Consider the following 19,811-nt stretch of genomic DNA (forward strand, 5'->3'; position numbering starts at 1 on the left):
ATCCCTTAAGATTATAAAACAAAAAATCTCCTAGAGCTGTAGCTCTAGGAGATTTAAAACTATATAAAACTAAACCCGAAACTATTATTTAAGACTTGTCTAGTTATTGTAATAATTAATATTTTAATTGGCACCTGTCTCTGTAAATGGTGTAGGGAAGGCATCAATAATGTTATCCCCAGGACGATCTAATGGAATATTAGTTGGATTTAACATGTTTAACCTACGCAAATCAACCCAGCGATGGCCTTCGGCAAATAAAGAATATCTTCTTTGATTTACAACTTCATCCAATAGAGAAGCATCATCAACAGCTCCAGCATAATCTGCTAGTCCAGCAGCATTTCTTATAACATTAATTGCATCCACAGCCTCTACATTATCCGTTCCAATATTAGCTTCAGCATACATAAGTATTAATTCTTCATTCCGAATAAGATAAACAGGGTCTACGTTGCTTTTATACAAAGCCACTTGGTAATCAGCAGAAAGATTATCGAATGTAGTTGTACCACCTGTTAATAAAAATGATTTATCCGTAACCCTTGAATCTCCAGCTTCAGCATCAGCAACCCAAGAATCGTGAATCATAAATTCTTGTCCGGATTGATCTAATACATGAAACTGTGCGTTTACGATATCATTACCTGTTAATCCAAAAATGTGTGCAGGTCCTGACCATAAATCGCCACTCATATCCATAAACGAATTACTTAATGCTGACAACACACCAGCTTTATTATCTTGATATAGTGACACTCTTGCAACTAAAGCTCTATTAAACTCATTAAAAGCAGATGGATTGTCAAAACCAGTAAAACCAGAACTAATAGAAAAATCAAAACTACTACCAGCACTACTCAGGTCTGTTGATGCTTCATTTAACAAGCTAGATATACCTGCCAATGCATCTGTATAGGACACTTTAGGTCCAAGGTTGTTAGGGTCAGAAACATCTAAACGAATCCCGTTCGTATATTGACGATTCGCAACCATAAGCAATGCATAAGCTTTTAGAGTTTTGGCATATCCGTAATACCCATTCTTTACCTCATCTGTAAATCCAGCTGCAGAATTATCAACGGCTTCAATTAAAATATTAGCCGTTTTTACACTTTTATACCATGCAGCATAGGCACGAGTTGTTAAAAACCCGTTATTATCTAGAGGACCCTTTAATATTTCTCCTGTAAACCTTGGGTCAACCCCGGTTAAATCATAATAATCTCTTCCTAATATACTTACAGTATCATAATGAAATTCTAAATCATTACGCATTATAGCCTCTAAGCCTACTGCTAGCAATTGGATATCTGCTTGCGAAGCACCATTCTGAACACTATCAACTGTTGCTGCATTAGGATTTGAAACCTCATCTAATTCGCAACATGTAAATGTAAATGCGACACATAATAAAATGCATTTTATTAATATATTTTTCATAATTTTTTTTTAAAAGTTAACATTTAGGTGAAAGTTAATAAACTTAGACGCTGGATAAGGTGTAACCTCCACATTATTACCTAATTCATTATTACCAAAATTAGAAACCTCTGGATCATAACTATTATAATCAAAAATATTAATCAAGTTTCTACCCGATATACCTAGTCTAATTTTACTAGCATATTTGGTAAATCCTTCTGGTAATGTGTAATAAAGACCAATTTCTCTTAATCTTAAATAACCAGAATCTTCAATAACAGGATCTGGATTAGCAAATGCTTGACTTGCCCTATAAGCACCATTTGTTAGCGTTCCGGAAGGATCTAAACCAACATCGTCGTAGTCCCAAGTAGTACCAGCTAAATCATATAATAATGTTGTTAAATTTATATTCTCACCCCCTTTTTTCCAGTGCCATAAAAATGAAAGATCAAAGTTTTTATAACTTAATTGATTCGACCAAGACATTTGAAAATCTGGTTCTGAATTTCCATAAACGAAAAACCCATCACCTTCAGGGTCTCTTGCGGCGATTTCTTCTGCAGTATATGCCGATGCGTCATAAGTTCCAACAATTTGAGTTACGCTTTTACCTTCTTGAATTAAGAAGGTTCCTAAAGATGCTGCAAAACCTCCCTCCGTAAAACTCGGAACATCTAAACGTGTAACCTCAGATTTATTTTTCCACCACTTAATACTAGAATCCCAAGTAAAGTCGTCTTTATTTATAACGTTAGCATTTATTCCTAATTCAACACCCCTGTTTTCAAGTTCTGCTGCATTTTGAATTTTCGTTGTGAAACCTGAAGAAGTTGGATAATCAACTTCTAATAATACATCTTCAACTTTTTTATTATAAACTGTAAACTCAACATTTATTCGACTATTAAATAATCCAAAATCAATCCCATATTCCAATTCCCTCTGTCGTTCTGGACCAACATCACTATTTCCTAATAATAAATTTTGAGATAATCCAGAGTTACCACCAATTAACTGGCCATCAAATACAGTAAATCTATCTCGGAAATTAGAAAAACTACCTGCCTCTCCGTATGCTATTCTTGGCTTAAAAGAACTTAAAGCATCTATATTCCAAAAATCAAAATTATGCAGATTAATAGCTAAATTAGCTTTTGGATAGTAATAAAACTTAGAAGAATCTCCATTATTGGTTGATTTATCTCCACGAATACCTAGGGTTCCGATAATTCTATCTTTAAAATTTATTTCTGTTTGACCGAAAAACCCAGTATCCTGCTGAGGAATTATATTCTGATCTGTTGATACATTTGTAGATTGATCTAAATTAGTTTGGGAACCATTTAAACCAGTACCCACTGTAACAACTGTATTTCTATCAAAATCTTGAAAAAAGTTACCTATCTGAGTTGAAAAGCTTAAACCATTATCTAAACTTAAATCATGTACTAAAAAAGCAGATAATTGGTAATTTGTATTAACTGTAGTTCCCTGAATAGCCACACCTCTTAATGATGTAGGCGACCTGAAATATGATAAAGCTTGAGGGAATATACTTCTAGTACGCAAAGTGAACTGATCAAATCCAGCCTGAAGAACTAATTTTAAATTTTGACTATCTGTATGAAAAAGTCGAACATTAGATGTTGCACTCCCTATAAAACGGTTTACTTTTTCTTCATTTGTCGTTAATGCAATTGTTTCTAATGCATTAGATCCTGCTCCACCAGCAGGGTAAATACCGTCAACTGGAGACAAATCTTCCCATGGATAAGTAAACGCCAAAGCATAACCTATTGTTCTGTTTGCATTTCCATTATTAAAAAACCCTCGATCGGCGTCAGAATTAATATAGTTAGAAGTAATATATAAGTCTAACCACTCATTAAATTTTTGTCCAATATTCAAACGCATAGAAGTTTTCTTGTAACCTGTATTATCTACTAAACCTGGCTCATTTTTACTAGTTATCCCAAAGAAATAATCGGTTTTATCATTAGCTCCTGAAGTTGTAAATCGAGTAGTAGAAGAAATTCTAGTATGATCAAAAATTTCAGCTTCATAATCACGCAATTGGGCATTTGGGTCACCTCCAAGTGCAGTTATTTCACTTGCATCCCAATCTCTCAATCCTAATAATTGAGTTGGGCTTCTAAGGCCTACTGTTTGAGAAAATGTCACCTTTGGTTTTCCTTGTTTACCTCGTTTGGTTTTAATCAAAACAACACCACCTGCCGCACGTGAACCATAAATGGCAGCTGCTGAAGCCCCTTTGAGAATTTCAACACTTTCAATATCCTCCGGGTCAATATCAGCAATTCTATTTGAAGCATCATCCTGTGTAGAAGAGGTATTACCTCCACCGGAAGCTTCACTAACAATATTGTTTCCTAAACCAATTGAAGAATTGTCAACATAAACACCGTCAACAATAAAAAGAGGTTGTTGATTTCCGAAAATTGAGGTAACACCTCTTAATCTCATAGAGATACCTCCTCCTGGTGCTCCAGAATTAGCCTTGATTTCTGCTCCAGTAAATTTTCCTGTAAGTGAGCTTCCAAATTCTGATTGAACTGTAACCCCTGTAAGGTCACCCGCAGAAATAGATGCCACTGTATTTGCTAAGTTAGATCTTTTAGTAGAACTAGCTAAACCTGTTATAACAACTTCTTCTAAAGAAGTTGCAGATTCCTTCAAGGTAACATTTACAGCACCAGAAGCATTAACTGCTTGCTCCAGAGTTTCAAAGCCTAAAGAAGAAAATACTAATGTGACAGGAAAACTGTCTACATTTAAACTGAAATTTCCATCAAAATCTGAGGTCGTTCCAGTTGAAGTTCCTTTAATAATAACGTTTGCTCCTCCTAGAGGAAAACCAGTAGTACCATCTGTTACTTTTCCTGTAATGGTTCCTTGTGAAAAGGAGATTATTGGAAAAAGAAACAGAATAAGTAAGTACATTTTACAATGTAATAGTTTAATCATAATGTTTGTTTTTTGAATTAGTTAGGATAAATATCGAAATAATTTATCATTTTAAAGAATTTTAGTATCAAAATTTTCATTATTCACAATTTTGTTTAGATTCTATTCTGAATTTTGTAATAATGAGTTTCTTCTGAACCCATTGTAAAACAAAAAACTCCGTAAACAAAAGTTTACGGAGTTCATTAGATTAATTTTAATTATTTTATTTCTAGCTATTTTAATTTAAAGCTTAATCTAGCAAAAAGGAAGCGACCTGCTACACCAAATTGCTGAGAACGTCTAGACCAATCGAAACGCCCACCACTTCTGTTTGCCTCGATGGTTCTATCTGGATAAACATCTAATAAGTTATTAGCTCCAACGGTTAAAGTTAAGCTTTCTGAAGCCTGATAACCCAATGATAAATCTGTTACTACTTTAGAACTGTAAGTCTGTTGATTAGCAACCGTTGCTGTTGCCTCAGAAACTTCGCCAAACCAAACATTTCTCAAAAAGACATTAAACTTACCTGTTGTTAAGTTATTTGTAAGGTTAACTTTAGATCTCGGTACCGCCTCTTCCAGATAAATTCTACTTTCCTCTGGGAAATAGGTTCCAACTAAACCAGCATCTTCAAGAACTTGAGAGGCTTTAATATTGCCAACTCTTTTTGTTTTAGAAAAAGTTCCAGCCAAATCGGATTTTAATCTGGCATTGGTTCCAATATTAGCTTTGTGTGTAATTACGATATCTAAACCGTTTGACTCGGTATCTATCGCATTTGCAAAAAATGCTGCTGCAGAGGCATTAGCTTGAGACAACAAATTATCTAGTTCTGTCCCAGTACCTGGGCCTTTAAATTGCCCCGTGTAAACCACACGATCATCAATTCCTACAAAGAATCCGTCTACAGTTAATGTTAAATTAGCATCTGGCATTTTAGCCGTAAACCCTAAACTAATACTTCTTGAAGTTTCTTCTTTTAGTTCTGGAATACCTAACAATTTCGCTGCACGACTATCATTTGAAAAGGTTCCAACCTCAACCGGGATACCGTCTTGAAAAATTGTAGATGTTGAGTTAAAATTTAACTGATGTAATGAGGGTGCTCTAAAACCAGTATTCAATGCTGCTCTAATATTAACATTTTCACTAGCCTTTAAACGTGTCGCTAATTTGAAGTTAATTGTAGAACCAAAGTCTGAGTAATTTTCGAAACGTGTAGCGAAACTAGCTAAAAATGTTTCAGAGAAATCTGCTTCTAAATCAAAATAGGCTGCAATACTGCTTCGCCCTCTCGATAATTCATTCGCTGGACTAAATCCAGGAAACACCTGAGCTCCACCAGCTCTCGATCTGCCGAAAAAGTCCACTGCAGGATTTTGAATTGGATTTGTTATTAAGTCCCCTTCTTGTGTATACTGACCGTAAGAAGGCTCTTCACCGGCGATGACTTCATAATTTTCTAGTCTGTATTCTGCACCAAAAGCGACATTTAAGCCACTTAATTTGTCTTCAAAAAACTGATTAACGTCTAAGTTAACCGTATTCTGCATGAAGTTAAAGCCTCCTGCATCAAAAAATGTTGGTGAAGCATTTTGCAACGATGCATTAAAGGTATTTCCTATGGTGTACAAAAATTCATTTTTACCCCATGTGTTACTCAAATCTACATTCCAGCCATTAACTACTCCTTTAATACCAACCGCAAGAGATTTATCGGTAATGGTAGAGTTAATTTCAGGTAAAAACCCATTTATATAAGCTGGCGTATAGGTTCTACTCTCGTTAGGCCTTCTATAAAAACCGGCCGAATTTCCTTTTCTAGAACTTGCCCCCGCAAAAGAGTATAATTCTGTTCCTACATCATCTAGAGGCAAAGATAAGTTTGCAAAAAAGCGACCACCACGAACCTCAGATTGACCCACGCGCATATTATAATCACTTCGGACTTGACCTCTAGCGGCCAATTCAGCTGTTGTATTGTCTTCAAATAAAAATGTTTGCAGGTCTGCTTTGGTTGCAGTAGGGCTTAATCCAAATCCTGCAGCATTACCATATTGTATAACATCTGCAACATCATCATCTAACAGTTGGGACAAATTATAGCCATCGTCATTAGCAAATCTTTCAACAGTATTATAACGATTAAATAAAGTGCCTTCCCATTCTTTCATTCTACTGTAGTCTTCTCTAAAATCGAAATCTCCAGTAAAATTGATAAATCCACCATTATCTCCTAAGGGTAAACCATAATTTGCGCTTACATTAATAGTTTCTCCATCAACACCACCTGTTTGTCCATTAGCATTTTTGGCAAAATTAGCACCAGTAGTTACATTTAACCTAAGCTCATTTACAGAGTTATCCAATACAATATTAATAACCCCAGCAATGGCATCAGAGCCATATTGAGCAGCCGCACCATCACGTAATACTTCTAATCTTTGAATCGCTGCTGATGGAATCGCATTTAAATCGGTTCCAACACTACCACGACCAAAAGTACCATTAACATTGACTAATGAAGAGTTATGTCGCCTTTTACCATTTACCAATACCAATACTTGATCTGGCCCTAACCCTCTTAACGACGCAGGGTCTATATGGTCGGTACCATCTGAAATTGTTTGGGTGTTTGATGTAAACGAGGGTGCTACGAAATTTAAAATCTGATTCAAATTTACTTGTGGTCCTGCAGATGTTAATTCTGAAATGTCAATAACATCAACGGGAACTGGTGTATCGATCGCTGTTCTACTTGGATTTCTTGAACCCACTAAAACAACAGCATCAAGTGATACTCCAGACTTCATTGTAACATTTAAGGTACTGCCGTTAACGTTAACCTCTTGAGAATCGTACCCTACGTAAGAAAACACTAAAACATCTCCATTGCTGGCTGAAATAGTGTAGTTTCCATCAAAATCTGTAGTTGTTCCTGTTGTGGTCCCCTTAAGAACCACCGAAACTCCTGGGAGTGGTTGTGAGGAGTCGTCTAAAACAGTTCCAGAAACCTCTTGTCCCATGACTAAATTTGATATTCCTAAAAACATCAAAAACATTAAAAATTTGATAGGTAATAATTTAATCATAATGAAATTATTTTGAGTTAGTAATGCTAATATATACATATAAATTAGCAAATTGTTGTCAAATTCTAATTTTTTAAGTTACAAAATTGCTTAATTATTATTTTTTAATGGTAAATTTTACAAAATCCATAACATCAATCTCCTCAAAATCAATCCAGAAATATAGAATACATATAATTCACAAAACACCATGTATGTCAGTTAATTTTCAATTTAAAAAAACATTTCAAAAAATTTAATGTCCATAGTATTTGCTTAAATTTGCACTTCAATTTTACAACAATGTATAGAAGTCATAATTGCGGGGAATTAAGAGCCGCAAATATTAATACAGAGGTCACCTTAGCAGGTTGGGTTCAAAAGTCTAGAGATAAAGGGTTTATAGTTTGGGTGGACTTGCGAGACCGATATGGTATTACTCAATTGGTGTTTGATGAAGAACGTACCTCTAGAGATTTAATTGAAAAAGCTCAGAATTTAGGCCGTGAATATGTGATTCAAGTTAAAGGGCTAGTTATAGAGCGTGCTTCAAAAAACCCAAATATTGCTACTGGTGATATCGAAATATTAGTTTCTGAATTAACAGTTTTAAATGAAGCGTTACTGCCTCCTTTTACCATTGAAGATAAAACGGATGGCGGGGAAGATTTACGCATGAAATATCGCTATTTAGATATTCGTCGTAATCCAGTAAAAAACAGTTTAATCTTTAGGCATAAGGTTACACAAGAAGTCCGTAATTATTTATCCAACGAAGGATTTATTGAAGTTGAAACGCCTTATTTGATAAAATCTACTCCAGAAGGTGCTCGGGATTTTGTTGTGCCTTCTCGTATGAATGAAGGTCAGTTTTATGCCTTACCTCAGTCTCCACAAACATTCAAGCAACTACTAATGGTTGGCGGCATGGATAAATACTTTCAAATTGTAAAATGCTTTCGAGATGAAGATTTGAGAGCAGATAGACAACCAGAGTTTACCCAGATTGATTGTGAAATGGCATTCATTGAACAAGAAGATATCTTAAATGCTTTTGAAGGTTTAACAAGACATTTACTTAAAGAAGTTAATGGTGTGGAAGTAGATAAATTTCCGCGAATGCTATACGATGATGCCATGCGTCTCTACGGAAATGATAAACCTGATATTCGATTTGGAATGCAGTTTGGCGAGCTTAATGATGTTGCTCAACACAAGGACTTTAATGTTTTTAATTCAGCAGAATTAGTAGTTGGAATTGCAGTTCCTGGGGGTAACAGTTATACTAGAAAAGAAATTGATAAATTAATTGAATGGATAAGACGACCGCAAATTGGTGCCCTTGGAATGGTTTATTGTAGATGTAATGATGATGACTCATATAAGTCTTCTGTAGATAAGTTTTACAATCAGGAGGATTTAGCTAAATGGGCTGAAGTTACTGGCGCAAAACCAGGTGATTTAATCTGTGTGCTTTCTGGAAACACCAATAAAGTTAGATCACAATTAAGTGCTTTACGAATGGAGTTAGCAGAACGATTGGGCCTACGAAAACCAGATGAATTTGCTCCGCTTTGGGTTATGGATTTCCCTTTATTGGAATGGGATCAAGAAACCGAGCGTTACCATGCGATGCATCATCCGTTTACATCTCCAAAACCTGGACAGATTGAATTATTAAAAACTGACCCAGGCGCTGTTAAAGCGAATGCTTACGACTTAGTATTAAATGGTAATGAAATTGGTGGTGGTTCTATAAGAATCCATGATAAAGAAACACAATCTTTAATGTTCGATTATTTAGGCTTTACACCAGAAGAAGCCAAAGCGCAGTTTGGATTTTTAATGGATGCCTTTCAATATGGCGCACCACCTCATGGTGGTTTGGCATTTGGGCTTGATAGATTAGTTGCTATTTTAGGTGGTCAAGAAACCATTCGTGATTTTATTGCGTTCCCTAAAAACAACTCTGGACGGGATGTTATGATTGATGCTCCAGCGCCAATTGATGATACCCAATTAGAAGAATTAAGTTTAAAGCTTAATTTTAAATCATAATTTAAATCCTGCTAATGCAGGATTTTTTGTTAATTTTAAATCATTCCTATGAAACATTTTTCACTTCTATTATTTGTTCTATTTGTATCGATTTTGCATTCGCAAGAACTAACCGGACCTCAGCTATTGGACAAAACCATTACTTATCATGACCCTAATAGTAATTGGAAAACCTTCAATGGAAGTCTTCAAATTACTATGGAGATTCCGGAGAAACCAAATAGGAATAGCGATATATATATCGATTTGCCAAAACAATTCTTTTCAGTAAAAGCTACAATTGAAGACAACGTTACAGAGTATATTGTCAATAAAGATAGTGTTACCATTATTCTAAACGCTGTTAAAAATCCTTCTGAGTCTGTTTTAAAAGAAAACCGTTTAAGTAAAGACAGAGCTAAGCTCTATAAAAATTATTATACTTACCTATACGGTTTACCAATGAAATTGAAAGATGAAGGCACCATTATTTCAGATAAAGTGATGTCGAAAACATTTAAAGGAAAATCGTATTGGGTATTAAAAGTGACTTATAGAAAAGATGTTGGTGATGACATATGGTACTTTTATTTTGATAAAAATACCTTCGCTATGGAGGTATACCAGTTTTTTCATGAGGAGTCGAAAAATGATGGAGAATATATTTTGCTCTCCGGCGAAGAAATAATAAACGGTATAAAAATGCCAAAAAATAGGGCCTGGTATATGAACAAAGACGACAAGTACTTAGGAACAGACATTTTACATCCTTCTAAATAAATCCATGAGTTTTAAAAGTCTATTACGAAAATTTTTAATTTGGAAATATAAACATATTTCGGAACGTCAATTCGTATATATACTTAGTATTTTAGTTGGTTTTTTAGCTGGTATTGGCACGGTTACATTAAAGAACTTAGTGCACTATATAAGGCTGCTTTTCGAAATCAATATTTTTAAAAATTACCAATATTCTCTTTACTTCATATTTCCAATAATAGGCTTATTGTTGGTTTATATTATAAAACAAACTTGGTTAAAAAAGCATATTGGTCATGGCATATCATCCACCTTACACGCCATTTCAAAACTTAATGGAATAATTCCGAGATATAATATATATGCCGCTTTAATAACTGCTCCTCTAACAGTTGGTTTCGGTGGTTCGGTAGGGCTTCAAGGTCCTGCGGTAAGTGTTGGTTCTGCTCTTGGATCAAATGCAGCTCGCTTGTTTCATATGAACACAAAAACGAGAATGTTATTAATAGGTTGTGCGGCAGCTGGCGCTATGGCATCTATGTTTAAAGCTCCTATTGCAGCCATTATTTTTGCTATAGAAATTTTTAGTTTAGACATTGCGTTTACTTCCCTTGTGCCCCTTTTACTAGCTTCTGTTTCTGCTGTGGTAACATCTTATATGTTTTTAGGAACAGATGTTTTATTACGTTTTGAATTAACAGATAAGTTTGAGGTCAATGATATTGCTTTCTATGTTGTTCTTGCACTAGTTACTGGTTTGGCATCTGTATATTTTTCAAAGGTTTTCTTTGGAATTACAAACTTTTTTAATCGATTTAAAAGTCGTGCAAAACGGCTCCTAATTGGAGGTTTAGCAATTGGTACTATGCTATATTTTATTCCACCTCTTTATGGTGAGGGCTATGGTATTATGAATAATTTACTAAAAGGGGACCACCTTTCTGCAATTGGAACGACCCCTTTTAATCTAGATTTAACTAACATTTGGATTGTTATTGGTTTATTATTAGGAATTGGAGTTTTTAAGGCTATTGCCATGACCACTACTTTTGGAGCAGGCGGTGTTGGTGGAGTATTCATTCCTACATTGGTTATGGGTAGTGTATTAGGTAATGCCTTTGCTAAAGTTATTAATAATATTGGATTAGACTTTCAAGTTTCTGAATCTAATTTTACTTTAATTGGTATGACAGGTCTCATGGCAGGAGTCCTACATGCGCCCTTAACGGCTATTTTCTTGATTGCTGAAATTACTGGTGGTTATGAATTATTTGTCCCCCTTATGATAGTTTCGGCAATCTCATTCGCAATTACCAAATATTATATATCACATTCCATATATACTCTTAAACTTGCTGAAAGAGGTGAGTTGATGACTCATGATAAAGATCAAAATGTTTTAATGGTATTAGACATAGATAAAGTTATTGAAACTAATTTTATCATTTTAAAACCCAATATGAAACTAGGTGATATTCTTAAAAGTGCCGTAGCAAAATCTTCTAGAAATCATTTCCCAGTTGTTAACGACAATCATGAATTCCTCGGTGTTATTCGCTTAGATGATATTAGACATATTATGTTTGACAATACGCTCTATGACAAAGTAGAAGCCTCTAGTCTTATGCATGCCGATGCTGGTATTATTGATTATGATTACGATTCGATGAATGATATTATGGAAAAATTTAAAACAAGTGGCGCTTGGAATCTGCCAGTTATTAAAAGTGGCAAGTATTATGGTTACATTTCAAAATCTAAATTACTAACCGCTTACAGAAGGCAATTAATTGAGTTCACAAAATAACATGAAGTATCTTATTATAATTTTAGCTCTTGCTACAGTTACTAGTATTATTTTAGGATTTACAATGGATGTAAGCTACTCTCAAAAACTCATTGGTTATGGCGTTGCTGGACTATTTCTTGTTGTATTTCCTTTGTTTTCTTATCACCATTGGAAAGATAAAAATGTTAAAGACTACATGCTTACCAAAGAGAATTTGGACAAAATGAGAGAAAATCAGCGTAAAAAAAAATATTAGTTCAAATTTCGTCTTTCAACAAAGAATCGCTTTAAAAGTCTAGAAGCTTCTTCTTGTAATACTCCACCTGAAATAATGGTTTTAGGATGCAACTTGGTTTTCAAATTAATACAACCACGTTGTTCATCTCTAGCTCCAAAAACAATTTTAGAAATCTGACTCCAATTTAAAGCCCCTGCACACATTTGGCACGGCTCTAAAGTAACATAAAGGGCACAATTCATTAAATACTTTCCTCCTAAATAATTAGCTGCGGCGGTAATAGCCTGCATTTCGGCATGTGCTGTAACATCATTTAAAGTTTCGGTAAGATTATGACCTCTTGCTATTATTTTATTATCAATTACAACCACCGCTCCAACTGGAACTTCACCTTTTTCAAAAGCAGCCTCTGCCTCTTGAAGTGCCCGTTTCATAAAATAGATGTCGTCAAATGGTTCTATCATAATAGCAAAAATACAAATTCATTCTTGTACTTTTGTTCCGTGCATAAAAGCTTATTAAATAGAATTAACACCCCAAAGGAACTGCGACATCTAGCACTCGAACAGTTACCTCGTCTTGCAAAAGAATTACGTGAATTCATCATTAATATTGTTGCAACTAAAGAAGGCCATTTAGGGGCAAGTTTAGGTGTTGTTGAATTAACAATTGCCCTTCATTATGTTTTTAACACCCCTGAAGATCTACTTGTATGGGATGTTGGGCACCAAGCCTATGGACATAAAATCTTAACTGGAAGGAAAGACATTTTCCATACCAATAGACAATTAGGTGGCTTAAGCGGCTTTCCTAAACAAGATGAAAGTGTTTATGACGCATTTGGTGTAGGGCATGCCTCTACATCAATTTCTGCAGCGCTTGGTATGGCTATTGCTTCGCAATTAAAAGGCGAAAATAAGCACCATATTGCCGTAATTGGGGATGCTAGTATTGCTAGTGGAATGGCTTTTGAAGGTTTAAATCATGCTGGTGTTACTGATGCTAACCTATTAGTTATTCTAAATGATAATGCTATTGGAATTGACCCTAGTGTTGGAGCACTAAAACAATACTTAACGAATGTAAAGAAAGGGACTCAAAAGCAGGATAACATATTTGAAGCTCTAAACTTTGATTATTCTGGGCCCATAGATGGCCATGACATAAATACAATTATTTCGGAATTAAATCGACTTAAAACTATAAAAGGTCCTAAATTCTTGCATGTTATTACTACTAAAGGAAAAGGTTTAAAACAAGCGGAATTAGATCAAGTAAAATATCACGCTCCAGGTAAATTTGATGCTTCTACAGGAAATTTAATTCCTAAATCTGAAAAAACTCAAGCTCCGAAATATCAAGATGTATTTGGACATACCATTGTCGAATTAGCTAAACAAAATAAAAATATAGTAGGCATCACTCCTGCTATGCCAACTGGAAGTTCATTAAAATATATGATGGAGGCTATTCCAGATAGGGCGTTTGATGTGGGCATTGCCGAACAGCATGCGGTTACCTTGTCCGCAGGAATGGCTGCTCAAGGATTAGTTCCGTTTTGCAATATTTACTCTACGTTTTTACAACGCTCATACGACCAAATTATTCATGATGTTGCACTTCAAAAATTACCTGTTATTTTTTGTTTAGACCGTTCAGGATTGGTTGGTGAAGATGGTGCGACACATCATGGCGTGTTTGATTTAAGTTATTTAAGATGCATTCCTAACATTATCATTTTTGCTCCGAGAAATGAAATAGAATTACGTAATATCATGTACACCGCCCAATTGGGTTTAGATTTACCAATTGCTATTCGCTATCCTCGTGGAAGCGGTGTCATAATAGACTGGGAAAAACCTTTTTCAAAAATTGAACTAGGAAAAGGGGTACAACTAAAAGATGGAAATCACTTAGCTGTTCTAACTATAGGAAGCATAGCAAAAAATGTTTCTGAAGCTATCGATTCATTGGGTGTTGGACATTACGACATGCGTTTTGTAAAACCTTTAGATGAAGAATTATTACATAGTATTTTCAAAAAATATCAAAATATTATTACCGTGGAAGATAATTCTATTAATGGTGGATTTGGCAGTGCTATATTAGAATTTGCTGCACGTAACAACTACCAAAATAAAATTAAACTATTAGGAATCCCAGATAGTTTTATAGAACACGCTAGTGTTAGTGAATTGCAAGAATCCATTAATCTAGACTCAGAAAGACTAAATAGGTATTTCAGAAAAATACTGGATCAAATTACTTCTTAGCAGAATAGTACTGTTGTAATTCATCATCTGGTGATGAACTTGAAACCTCATTAATTGCTAATAGGCAAGCACAGGTTACAAAAAAAACAACGAGTGCTCCAAGTAAATTCTTTTTCATTGTTAGTAGGTTGCTATTAATTTGGGGTTAAATATAACATCATTATCGACAAAAAACAACTATTTTTCGATGAACTGCATAATTTTATTAAATGACTTATGAACAATTTTCGTAGGAGAATTAGATTTATTACTTAGTTTAACCCCTCTTCCTTAAATATCAATTCCTTTAATTTTGTTAAACAACATAATGGCATAACCATCAGACATCCCAGACACAAAACTACAGGCCGTAAATATTCTTGTGTATAGTGTTTCGTCATATGTTTCAATATTATTTGGTAATAAATGCAAAACCATTTTATCATAATTAGACGCCTCATTTTGGTAGGCGTTATTTATGGCTGAAATAAATACCTCCAACAAATCCGATAATACACGATACCCAGCTATTTCCTTTTCTATAACTTCTTTACTTTGATAAACCTTTTCTATACTTATTTTTATAATATCATTTATTTGAGCCTCATACTTACTTTTATCTAATAACGCGGTATTAAATTCTCCTTTTAAAATAAGCTCTTCATTTTTAATAAAAATCTCCACTACTTCATTTATAAGGGTGTTAATCGCCAAAGCTCTTAAATAACTAACTCGATCCTTAGTATTCTTTAATTCGTGATATTTGCTAGTATTTATCGAATCACGAACCAAATTTATGAGGTATTCTAAAGCAAACTCTTCTTGAATTAACCCTAGATTAATTCCATCTTCAAAGTCGATAATAGTATAACAAATATCATCTGCTGCTTCAACCAAAAAAGCCAAAGGATGTCTAGAGAAGCTTAAATCTTGGTCGCTTCGGCTTAGTAATCCTAACTCCTCAGCTACCTCTGCAAACGCTTGTTTATCATTTTGGAAAAAACCATATTTCTTATCTGCTATATGATTTGTTGGTTTTTTTGGCAGAGATTCTTTAGGGTATTTCATAAATGCGCCTAAGGTTGCATAACTAAGTCTAAGTCCGCCCTCTCTGCCATCTCTACTCTCAGTAAGTATTTTAAAACCATTAGCATTCCCTTCAAAATCGCATAAATCTTGATACTCTTTATCGGTCAATTGGCTTCTAAATTGAGCGCCATTGCCATTTTTAAAATATTCTCCAATCGCTTTTTCCCCGGAATGACCAAAAGGTGGATTTCCAATATCGTGTGCTAATGCAGCTGCTGCCACAATAGCACCAAAATCATTAGATTGATATCCATGAACATTTTGTAAGTGTGGATGCTTTTCTAACAACTTTTGTCCAACCCTACGACCTAAAGAACGCCCAACAACACTAACTTCTAAACTATGTGTTAAACGTGTATGTACAAAATCTGTTTTAGATAATGGAATCACTTGTGTTTTATCTTGCAAGCTTCTAAACTCCGAAGAAAATATAACGCGATCATAATCTACTTCAAAACCCAAACGGGTTTCATCTTGCTCTTGTCGCAATCGTTTATTGGTGTCGCCAAAGCGTTTTAAAGATAGTAATTGTTCCCAGTTCATAGTCTCTTTTTAAAGCTTGAGCAAGATAATTAAATTCACTTTAAGATGTCAAAATATCTTTCTATATTAAACAGTAATAATGATATAAAATCTCTTAACATTGAGGTAACATTTTATTGACTGTTGTTTAATAATTACATAACACTATAATTACAACCATAAACTTTCTTTGCACTGTAAAATAGTTTTACTTGTATTTATGAAATACTTCTTATTAATAGTGACATTTTTTATTACCGTAGCTACTTTTGCTCAAAACGGTATTATAAAGGGAAACGTGTCTGATTTAGAATCAAACAACGAACCATTAATGTTTGCCAAAGTCTCTATAAAGGAAACTGGCGCTGAAACTATGACAGACGAGTATGGCAAATTTCAATTCGAAAGCCTTCCAGAAGGCACATATACTTTAGTTTATACTTTTGTTGGATATTCAACAAAAGAAGTTGAATTAAATGTAACCTCAAGAGAAACTACATCAATTAAAACTGGTTTGAAAGCTAATACAATTTCTCTTGAAGAACTCATGCTCACTTTAGCAAGTAATGAAAGTGAAGCAACCCCATTTACTGCCAATAATTAGAATAATATAAATTTTATTAAAGCAGTTTATACTTTATTAGTGTAAACTGCTTTTTTGTTTTCTGCATATTCTATTTTCTATGTTAACTAAATGTAACCAATGCTAAATAGTAGGTTGCATTTCATAACAATTGTATAACACTTTTATTACTGTTCTTTAATCTACAGGTAACACTTTATTCACACTATGTTGGTTTCTTTGCGGCAAGAAATTAAAACAAAATAATGAGACATTTTATTGTATTAATACTACTCCTTACCTCGGTTGCATTTAACGCACAAACTGGTTCTGTTAAAGGAAAATTAATAGATAAAGAATATAATAATGAACCTTTGGCGTTTGCGAACGTTTTAATAAAAGGCACTACAAAAGGTACAACTTCTGATTTTGATGGATTATATGAATTAACCGATTTAGAAGTTGGAAATTATACGCTAATGTTCAGTTTTGTTGGATATGAAACCCAAGAAATTGAAGTAGTAATTGTTGCTGGAAAAGCAACCGAATTAAATGTAACCATGGGCGCAAGTGCTGCATCCTTAGATGAAGTTGTAATTACGACGACAACTAAGCGAGAAACTGAAACTGCTTTATTATTGGAACAAAAGAGAGCGGTTGTAATGAAACAGAGTATTGGTGCACAAGAGCTTTCGCGCAAGGGAGTTAGTGATGCTGCTGGTGCGGTAACTAAAATATCGGGGATCTCAAAACAAGAAGGTGGCGGCAATGTTTATGTTCGTGGTCTTGGGGATCGCTATTTAAATACAACATATAATGGCCTTACCCTTCCCGCTAATGATATAGAAAAGAAGAATATGGATCTTAACCTATTTTCTTCAGATGTTATCCAAAATGTAGGAGTAAGTAAAACCTATGCTGCTAATTTTTATGGTGATTTTGCTGCTGGAAATGTAGATATTGTTGCAAAAGAGCATACAGGAAAATTTTTCATCGATGCAAGCTTAGGTTCAAATTTTAACTCAAACGCCATAGGGGAAAACTTTATAAAAAGTGAAGGTACCGGATATTTTGGTTTTTATAACAGATACAGGAATAACCCATACGCTGTTATTTTATCTCATGGTGTAGACCCCCACGGGATTGACAGTCCAATCGGTATTGAAGGTAGTATTTCGGGAGGAAATTCATGGGAAATTGGAGAGGAATCTAGATTAAGTGTTTTTGCCACAGCTTCCTTTGGTAGCAAATTTGAATATAGAAGAGGGCAATTTGCCAACGTTACTGCAGCAGCAAACCAAATTTTTCAGGATTCAGAAGAATATGAGTTTTCGCGTAATACAACAGCAATGGCAAATATTGTTTATCGTATTAATAGCGATCATAAAATAAAATTCAACTCCTTATTTATTAACGATGCAACTGATGAGGTTGGGCGTTTTGGAATTGATGGTCGCGGTTATAACCGTAACACAATTGCAGATAATGATGATTTTGGGTTCTTTACACAAAACGTACAATTTGAACAGGATATGATTTTTGTAAATCAAATCTTAGGAACTAGTACATTAAACGAAAAGTTTAAAATAGATTATGGTGTTGGATACAACAACGTATTAGCTCGCCAACCAGACCGTAAACGAATTGCTCTTGAGCGTTTTGAAAACACGCTGGACAATGACCTAACTACAAATGCTATTTTCTTTAGAAATGTAGATTTTGACAACCAACGTTATTTTCAGAACATTGAAGATAGTGAATTTAACGCACGTGTTAATTTAAGCTATGAGCAGTCTGAAACTTTAAGGTTCAATTTTGGATACAACGGGCGTATTAAAGAACGTACATTTGACAACCAACGTTATGGTTATGAAATAATTAATCCATTAACAGAGATTGCAGATGTTAATAATTTTGACGCCTTCTTTTCAACCGAAAATCAAGGTACATTATATAACACAAGTGTATTCCGTTCATTACCTGGTTTAGGAAAAGAAAACTTACCAGGTGATTTAGAAAACACATATTCCGGTAATCTAGATGTACATGCATTATATGCCGATGCCGTTTACAAAATAGGAGGAAAATGGACACTGGTTCCTGGCTTACGTGTTGAACATTTTAACCAAGAAATTAGTTACGATGTAATCAACCTTTCATTTAATAATCCTGGTGGTAACCAAGCAAGCGAAACATTTTTCTTACCTAGTTTAAACATAAAATATGCTTTAAACGAAGACCAAAACCTACGTTTTTCTGCAAGTAGAACAGTTTCAAACCCAGAGTTTAAAGAAGTTGCACCGTTTGTATATGAGAATGTTACAGACCGTATTGGAGGTAACCCAGATCTTTTAAATGACCCTGCATTTTCTACTATTATAAACTTAGACTTAAAGTACGAATGGTTTATAAGTAACGGGGAAATATTATCTATAGGTGTTTTTAACAAATCCATTAACGATCCTGTAAACCTTGTTTCTGCGAATGATGCAACAGGAACTCAACGTTTCTTTAGAACTGGAGATCGTGCAGATGTTTTCGGAATTGAGTTGGAAGCAAGAAAAGGACTAATTGAAAATGAAGACGAAGAGAATGTTTTATCTGCGGGAATGAATATTACCTATACCTCAACAAAGCAAGACTTAAAGACCGTTTCTGGAACATTTAACACAAACTTTAATAGAGATTCAGATGAATTACAAGGGGCATCACCGTTACTTATTAATGCCGATATAAGTTATAGTCCAACTTTTGGAGATTATAAGCCTATAGCTAACCTTGTCTTTTCTTATTTCTCAGATCGTATAGATGCTTTAGGATCTGGGCAGTTAGGAAACATCATCGAAAAAGGTGTGCCTACTTTAGATTTTGTATGGAAAAATACAATTGGCGAAAACTTTGAGATTAATACAAGTGTAAAAAACATATTAAATCCCAGAATCGAACGTGTTCGAGAAAATGTATTTTTCGACCCAACGTTGGCAAATGACTTAGGTTTAAATCCAGACCTTTCTGAGTTTGCTCTATCAAGTTACAAAAGAGGAATAAACGCGAGTATTCAAATCAAGTATAAATTTTAAATACAATCAAAAAA

13 protein-coding genes are annotated in these 19,811 nt (G+C 34.4%); 7 read left to right on the forward strand and 6 right to left on the reverse strand.

What is annotated here, in order from left to right:
- Nucleotides 1-123: 123 nt before the first annotated feature.
- The 3 genes from FEF17_RS03805 to FEF17_RS03815 all read right to left on the reverse strand — a co-directional run bounded on the left by FEF17_RS03805 (nucleotide 124) and on the right by FEF17_RS03815 (nucleotide 7,490).
- Nucleotides 124-1,443, reverse strand: a complete 1,320-nt coding sequence (locus FEF17_RS03805; protein WP_139001032.1) for a RagB/SusD family nutrient uptake outer membrane protein — start codon at nucleotides 1,441-1,443, stop codon at nucleotides 124-126.
- A 9-nt stretch (nucleotides 1,444-1,452) separates the two neighbouring features.
- Nucleotides 1,453-4,413: a SusC/RagA family TonB-linked outer membrane protein gene (locus FEF17_RS03810; protein ID WP_139001033.1), complete on the reverse strand. Its 2,961-nt coding sequence runs from the start codon at nucleotides 4,411-4,413 to the stop codon at nucleotides 1,453-1,455.
- A gap of 215 nt (nucleotides 4,414-4,628) precedes the next feature.
- The gene (locus tag FEF17_RS03815; RefSeq protein ID WP_139001034.1) at nucleotides 4,629-7,490 is read right to left on the reverse strand and encodes a TonB-dependent receptor; all 2,862 of its coding nucleotides are present in this window, start codon (nucleotides 7,488-7,490) and stop codon (nucleotides 4,629-4,631) included.
- Between the two features lie 282 nt (nucleotides 7,491-7,772).
- Here FEF17_RS03815 and aspS point away from each other — a divergent pair, with 282 nt between their 5' ends.
- From aspS to FEF17_RS03835, 4 genes are read left to right on the forward strand one after another with little or no spacing between them, the layout of a single operon-like run.
- Nucleotides 7,773-9,527: an aspartate--tRNA ligase gene (gene aspS / locus FEF17_RS03820; RefSeq protein ID WP_139001035.1), complete on the forward strand. Its 1,755-nt coding sequence runs from the start codon at nucleotides 7,773-7,775 to the stop codon at nucleotides 9,525-9,527.
- Nucleotides 9,528-9,575: 48 nt separating this feature from the next.
- Nucleotides 9,576-10,286: a DUF6503 family protein gene (locus FEF17_RS03825; protein WP_139001036.1), complete on the forward strand. Its 711-nt coding sequence runs from the start codon at nucleotides 9,576-9,578 to the stop codon at nucleotides 10,284-10,286.
- A 4-nt stretch (nucleotides 10,287-10,290) separates the two neighbouring features.
- A complete protein-coding gene (locus FEF17_RS03830; protein WP_139001037.1) occupies nucleotides 10,291-12,072 on the forward strand; it encodes a chloride channel protein in 1,782 nt (593 codons plus the stop codon).
- Between the two features lies 1 nt (nucleotide 12,073).
- Nucleotides 12,074-12,310 carry a hypothetical protein gene (locus FEF17_RS03835; RefSeq protein WP_139001038.1) on the forward strand — a complete coding sequence of 79 codons (237 nt, stop codon included), beginning with the start codon at nucleotides 12,074-12,076 and terminating at the stop codon, nucleotides 12,308-12,310.
- Here FEF17_RS03835 and FEF17_RS03840 read toward each other — a convergent pair.
- Nucleotides 12,307-12,756, reverse strand: a complete 450-nt coding sequence (locus tag FEF17_RS03840) for a nucleoside deaminase (protein WP_139001039.1) — start codon at nucleotides 12,754-12,756, stop codon at nucleotides 12,307-12,309. The genes FEF17_RS03835 and FEF17_RS03840 overlap by 4 nt on opposite strands.
- Nucleotides 12,757-12,795: 39 nt before the next feature.
- Between FEF17_RS03840 and dxs the strand changes: the two genes are divergently transcribed.
- A complete protein-coding gene (dxs, locus tag FEF17_RS03845; RefSeq protein ID WP_139001040.1) occupies nucleotides 12,796-14,565 on the forward strand; it encodes a 1-deoxy-D-xylulose-5-phosphate synthase in 1,770 nt (589 codons plus the stop codon).
- Here the strand turns inward: dxs and FEF17_RS14465 are convergent.
- Both FEF17_RS14465 and FEF17_RS03850 read right to left on the reverse strand, forming a co-directional pair.
- The gene (locus tag FEF17_RS14465) at nucleotides 14,555-14,683 is read right to left on the reverse strand and encodes a hypothetical protein (RefSeq protein ID WP_262709974.1); all 129 of its coding nucleotides are present in this window, start codon (nucleotides 14,681-14,683) and stop codon (nucleotides 14,555-14,557) included. The two genes, dxs and FEF17_RS14465, sit on opposite strands and share 11 nt — an antisense overlap.
- A gap of 152 nt (nucleotides 14,684-14,835) precedes the next feature.
- Nucleotides 14,836-16,176, reverse strand: coding sequence for a deoxyguanosinetriphosphate triphosphohydrolase (locus tag FEF17_RS03850; RefSeq protein WP_139001041.1), 1,341 nt, complete (start codon nucleotides 16,174-16,176; stop codon nucleotides 14,836-14,838).
- A 199-nt stretch (nucleotides 16,177-16,375) separates the two neighbouring features.
- Here FEF17_RS03850 and FEF17_RS03855 point away from each other — a divergent pair, with 199 nt between their 5' ends.
- On the forward strand, nucleotides 16,376-16,759 hold the full coding sequence (locus FEF17_RS03855) for a carboxypeptidase-like regulatory domain-containing protein (protein ID WP_139001042.1): 384 nt from the start codon (nucleotides 16,376-16,378) through the stop codon (nucleotides 16,757-16,759).
- Between the two features lie 224 nt (nucleotides 16,760-16,983).
- Entirely contained in the window at nucleotides 16,984-19,797 is a 2,814-nt protein-coding gene (locus tag FEF17_RS03860) for a TonB-dependent receptor (RefSeq protein WP_139001043.1), read from the forward strand.
- Nucleotides 19,798-19,811 lie beyond the last annotated feature (14 nt).

The sequence above is a fragment of the Hyunsoonleella aestuarii genome, from assembly GCF_006148925.1.
GTDB lineage: Bacteria > Bacteroidota > Bacteroidia > Flavobacteriales > Flavobacteriaceae > Algibacter_D > Algibacter_D aestuarii.

Excerpts from the sequence above, each read along its gene's own strand:
- FEF17_RS03805 (WP_139001032.1), bottom strand. The coding sequence starts at position 1,443 with ATGAAAAATATATTAATAAAATGCATTTTATTATGTGTCGCATTTACA.
- FEF17_RS03810 (WP_139001033.1), bottom strand. The coding sequence starts at position 4,413 with ATGATTAAACTATTACATTGTAAAATGTACTTACTTATTCTGTTTCTT.
- FEF17_RS03815 (WP_139001034.1), bottom strand. The coding sequence starts at position 7,490 with ATGATTAAATTATTACCTATCAAATTTTTAATGTTTTTGATGTTTTTA.
- aspS (WP_139001035.1), top strand. The coding sequence starts at position 7,773 with ATGTATAGAAGTCATAATTGCGGGGAATTAAGAGCCGCAAATATTAAT.
- FEF17_RS03825 (WP_139001036.1), top strand. The coding sequence starts at position 9,576 with ATGAAACATTTTTCACTTCTATTATTTGTTCTATTTGTATCGATTTTG.
- FEF17_RS03830 (WP_139001037.1), top strand. The coding sequence starts at position 10,291 with ATGAGTTTTAAAAGTCTATTACGAAAATTTTTAATTTGGAAATATAAA.
- FEF17_RS03835 (WP_139001038.1), top strand. The coding sequence starts at position 12,074 with ATGAAGTATCTTATTATAATTTTAGCTCTTGCTACAGTTACTAGTATT.
- FEF17_RS03840 (WP_139001039.1), bottom strand. The coding sequence starts at position 12,756 with ATGATAGAACCATTTGACGACATCTATTTTATGAAACGGGCACTTCAA.
- FEF17_RS14465 (WP_262709974.1), bottom strand. The coding sequence starts at position 14,683 with ATGAAAAAGAATTTACTTGGAGCACTCGTTGTTTTTTTTGTAACCTGT.
- FEF17_RS03850 (WP_139001041.1), bottom strand. The coding sequence starts at position 16,176 with ATGAACTGGGAACAATTACTATCTTTAAAACGCTTTGGCGACACCAAT.
- FEF17_RS03855 (WP_139001042.1), top strand. The coding sequence starts at position 16,376 with ATGAAATACTTCTTATTAATAGTGACATTTTTTATTACCGTAGCTACT.
- FEF17_RS03860 (WP_139001043.1), top strand. The coding sequence starts at position 16,984 with ATGAGACATTTTATTGTATTAATACTACTCCTTACCTCGGTTGCATTT.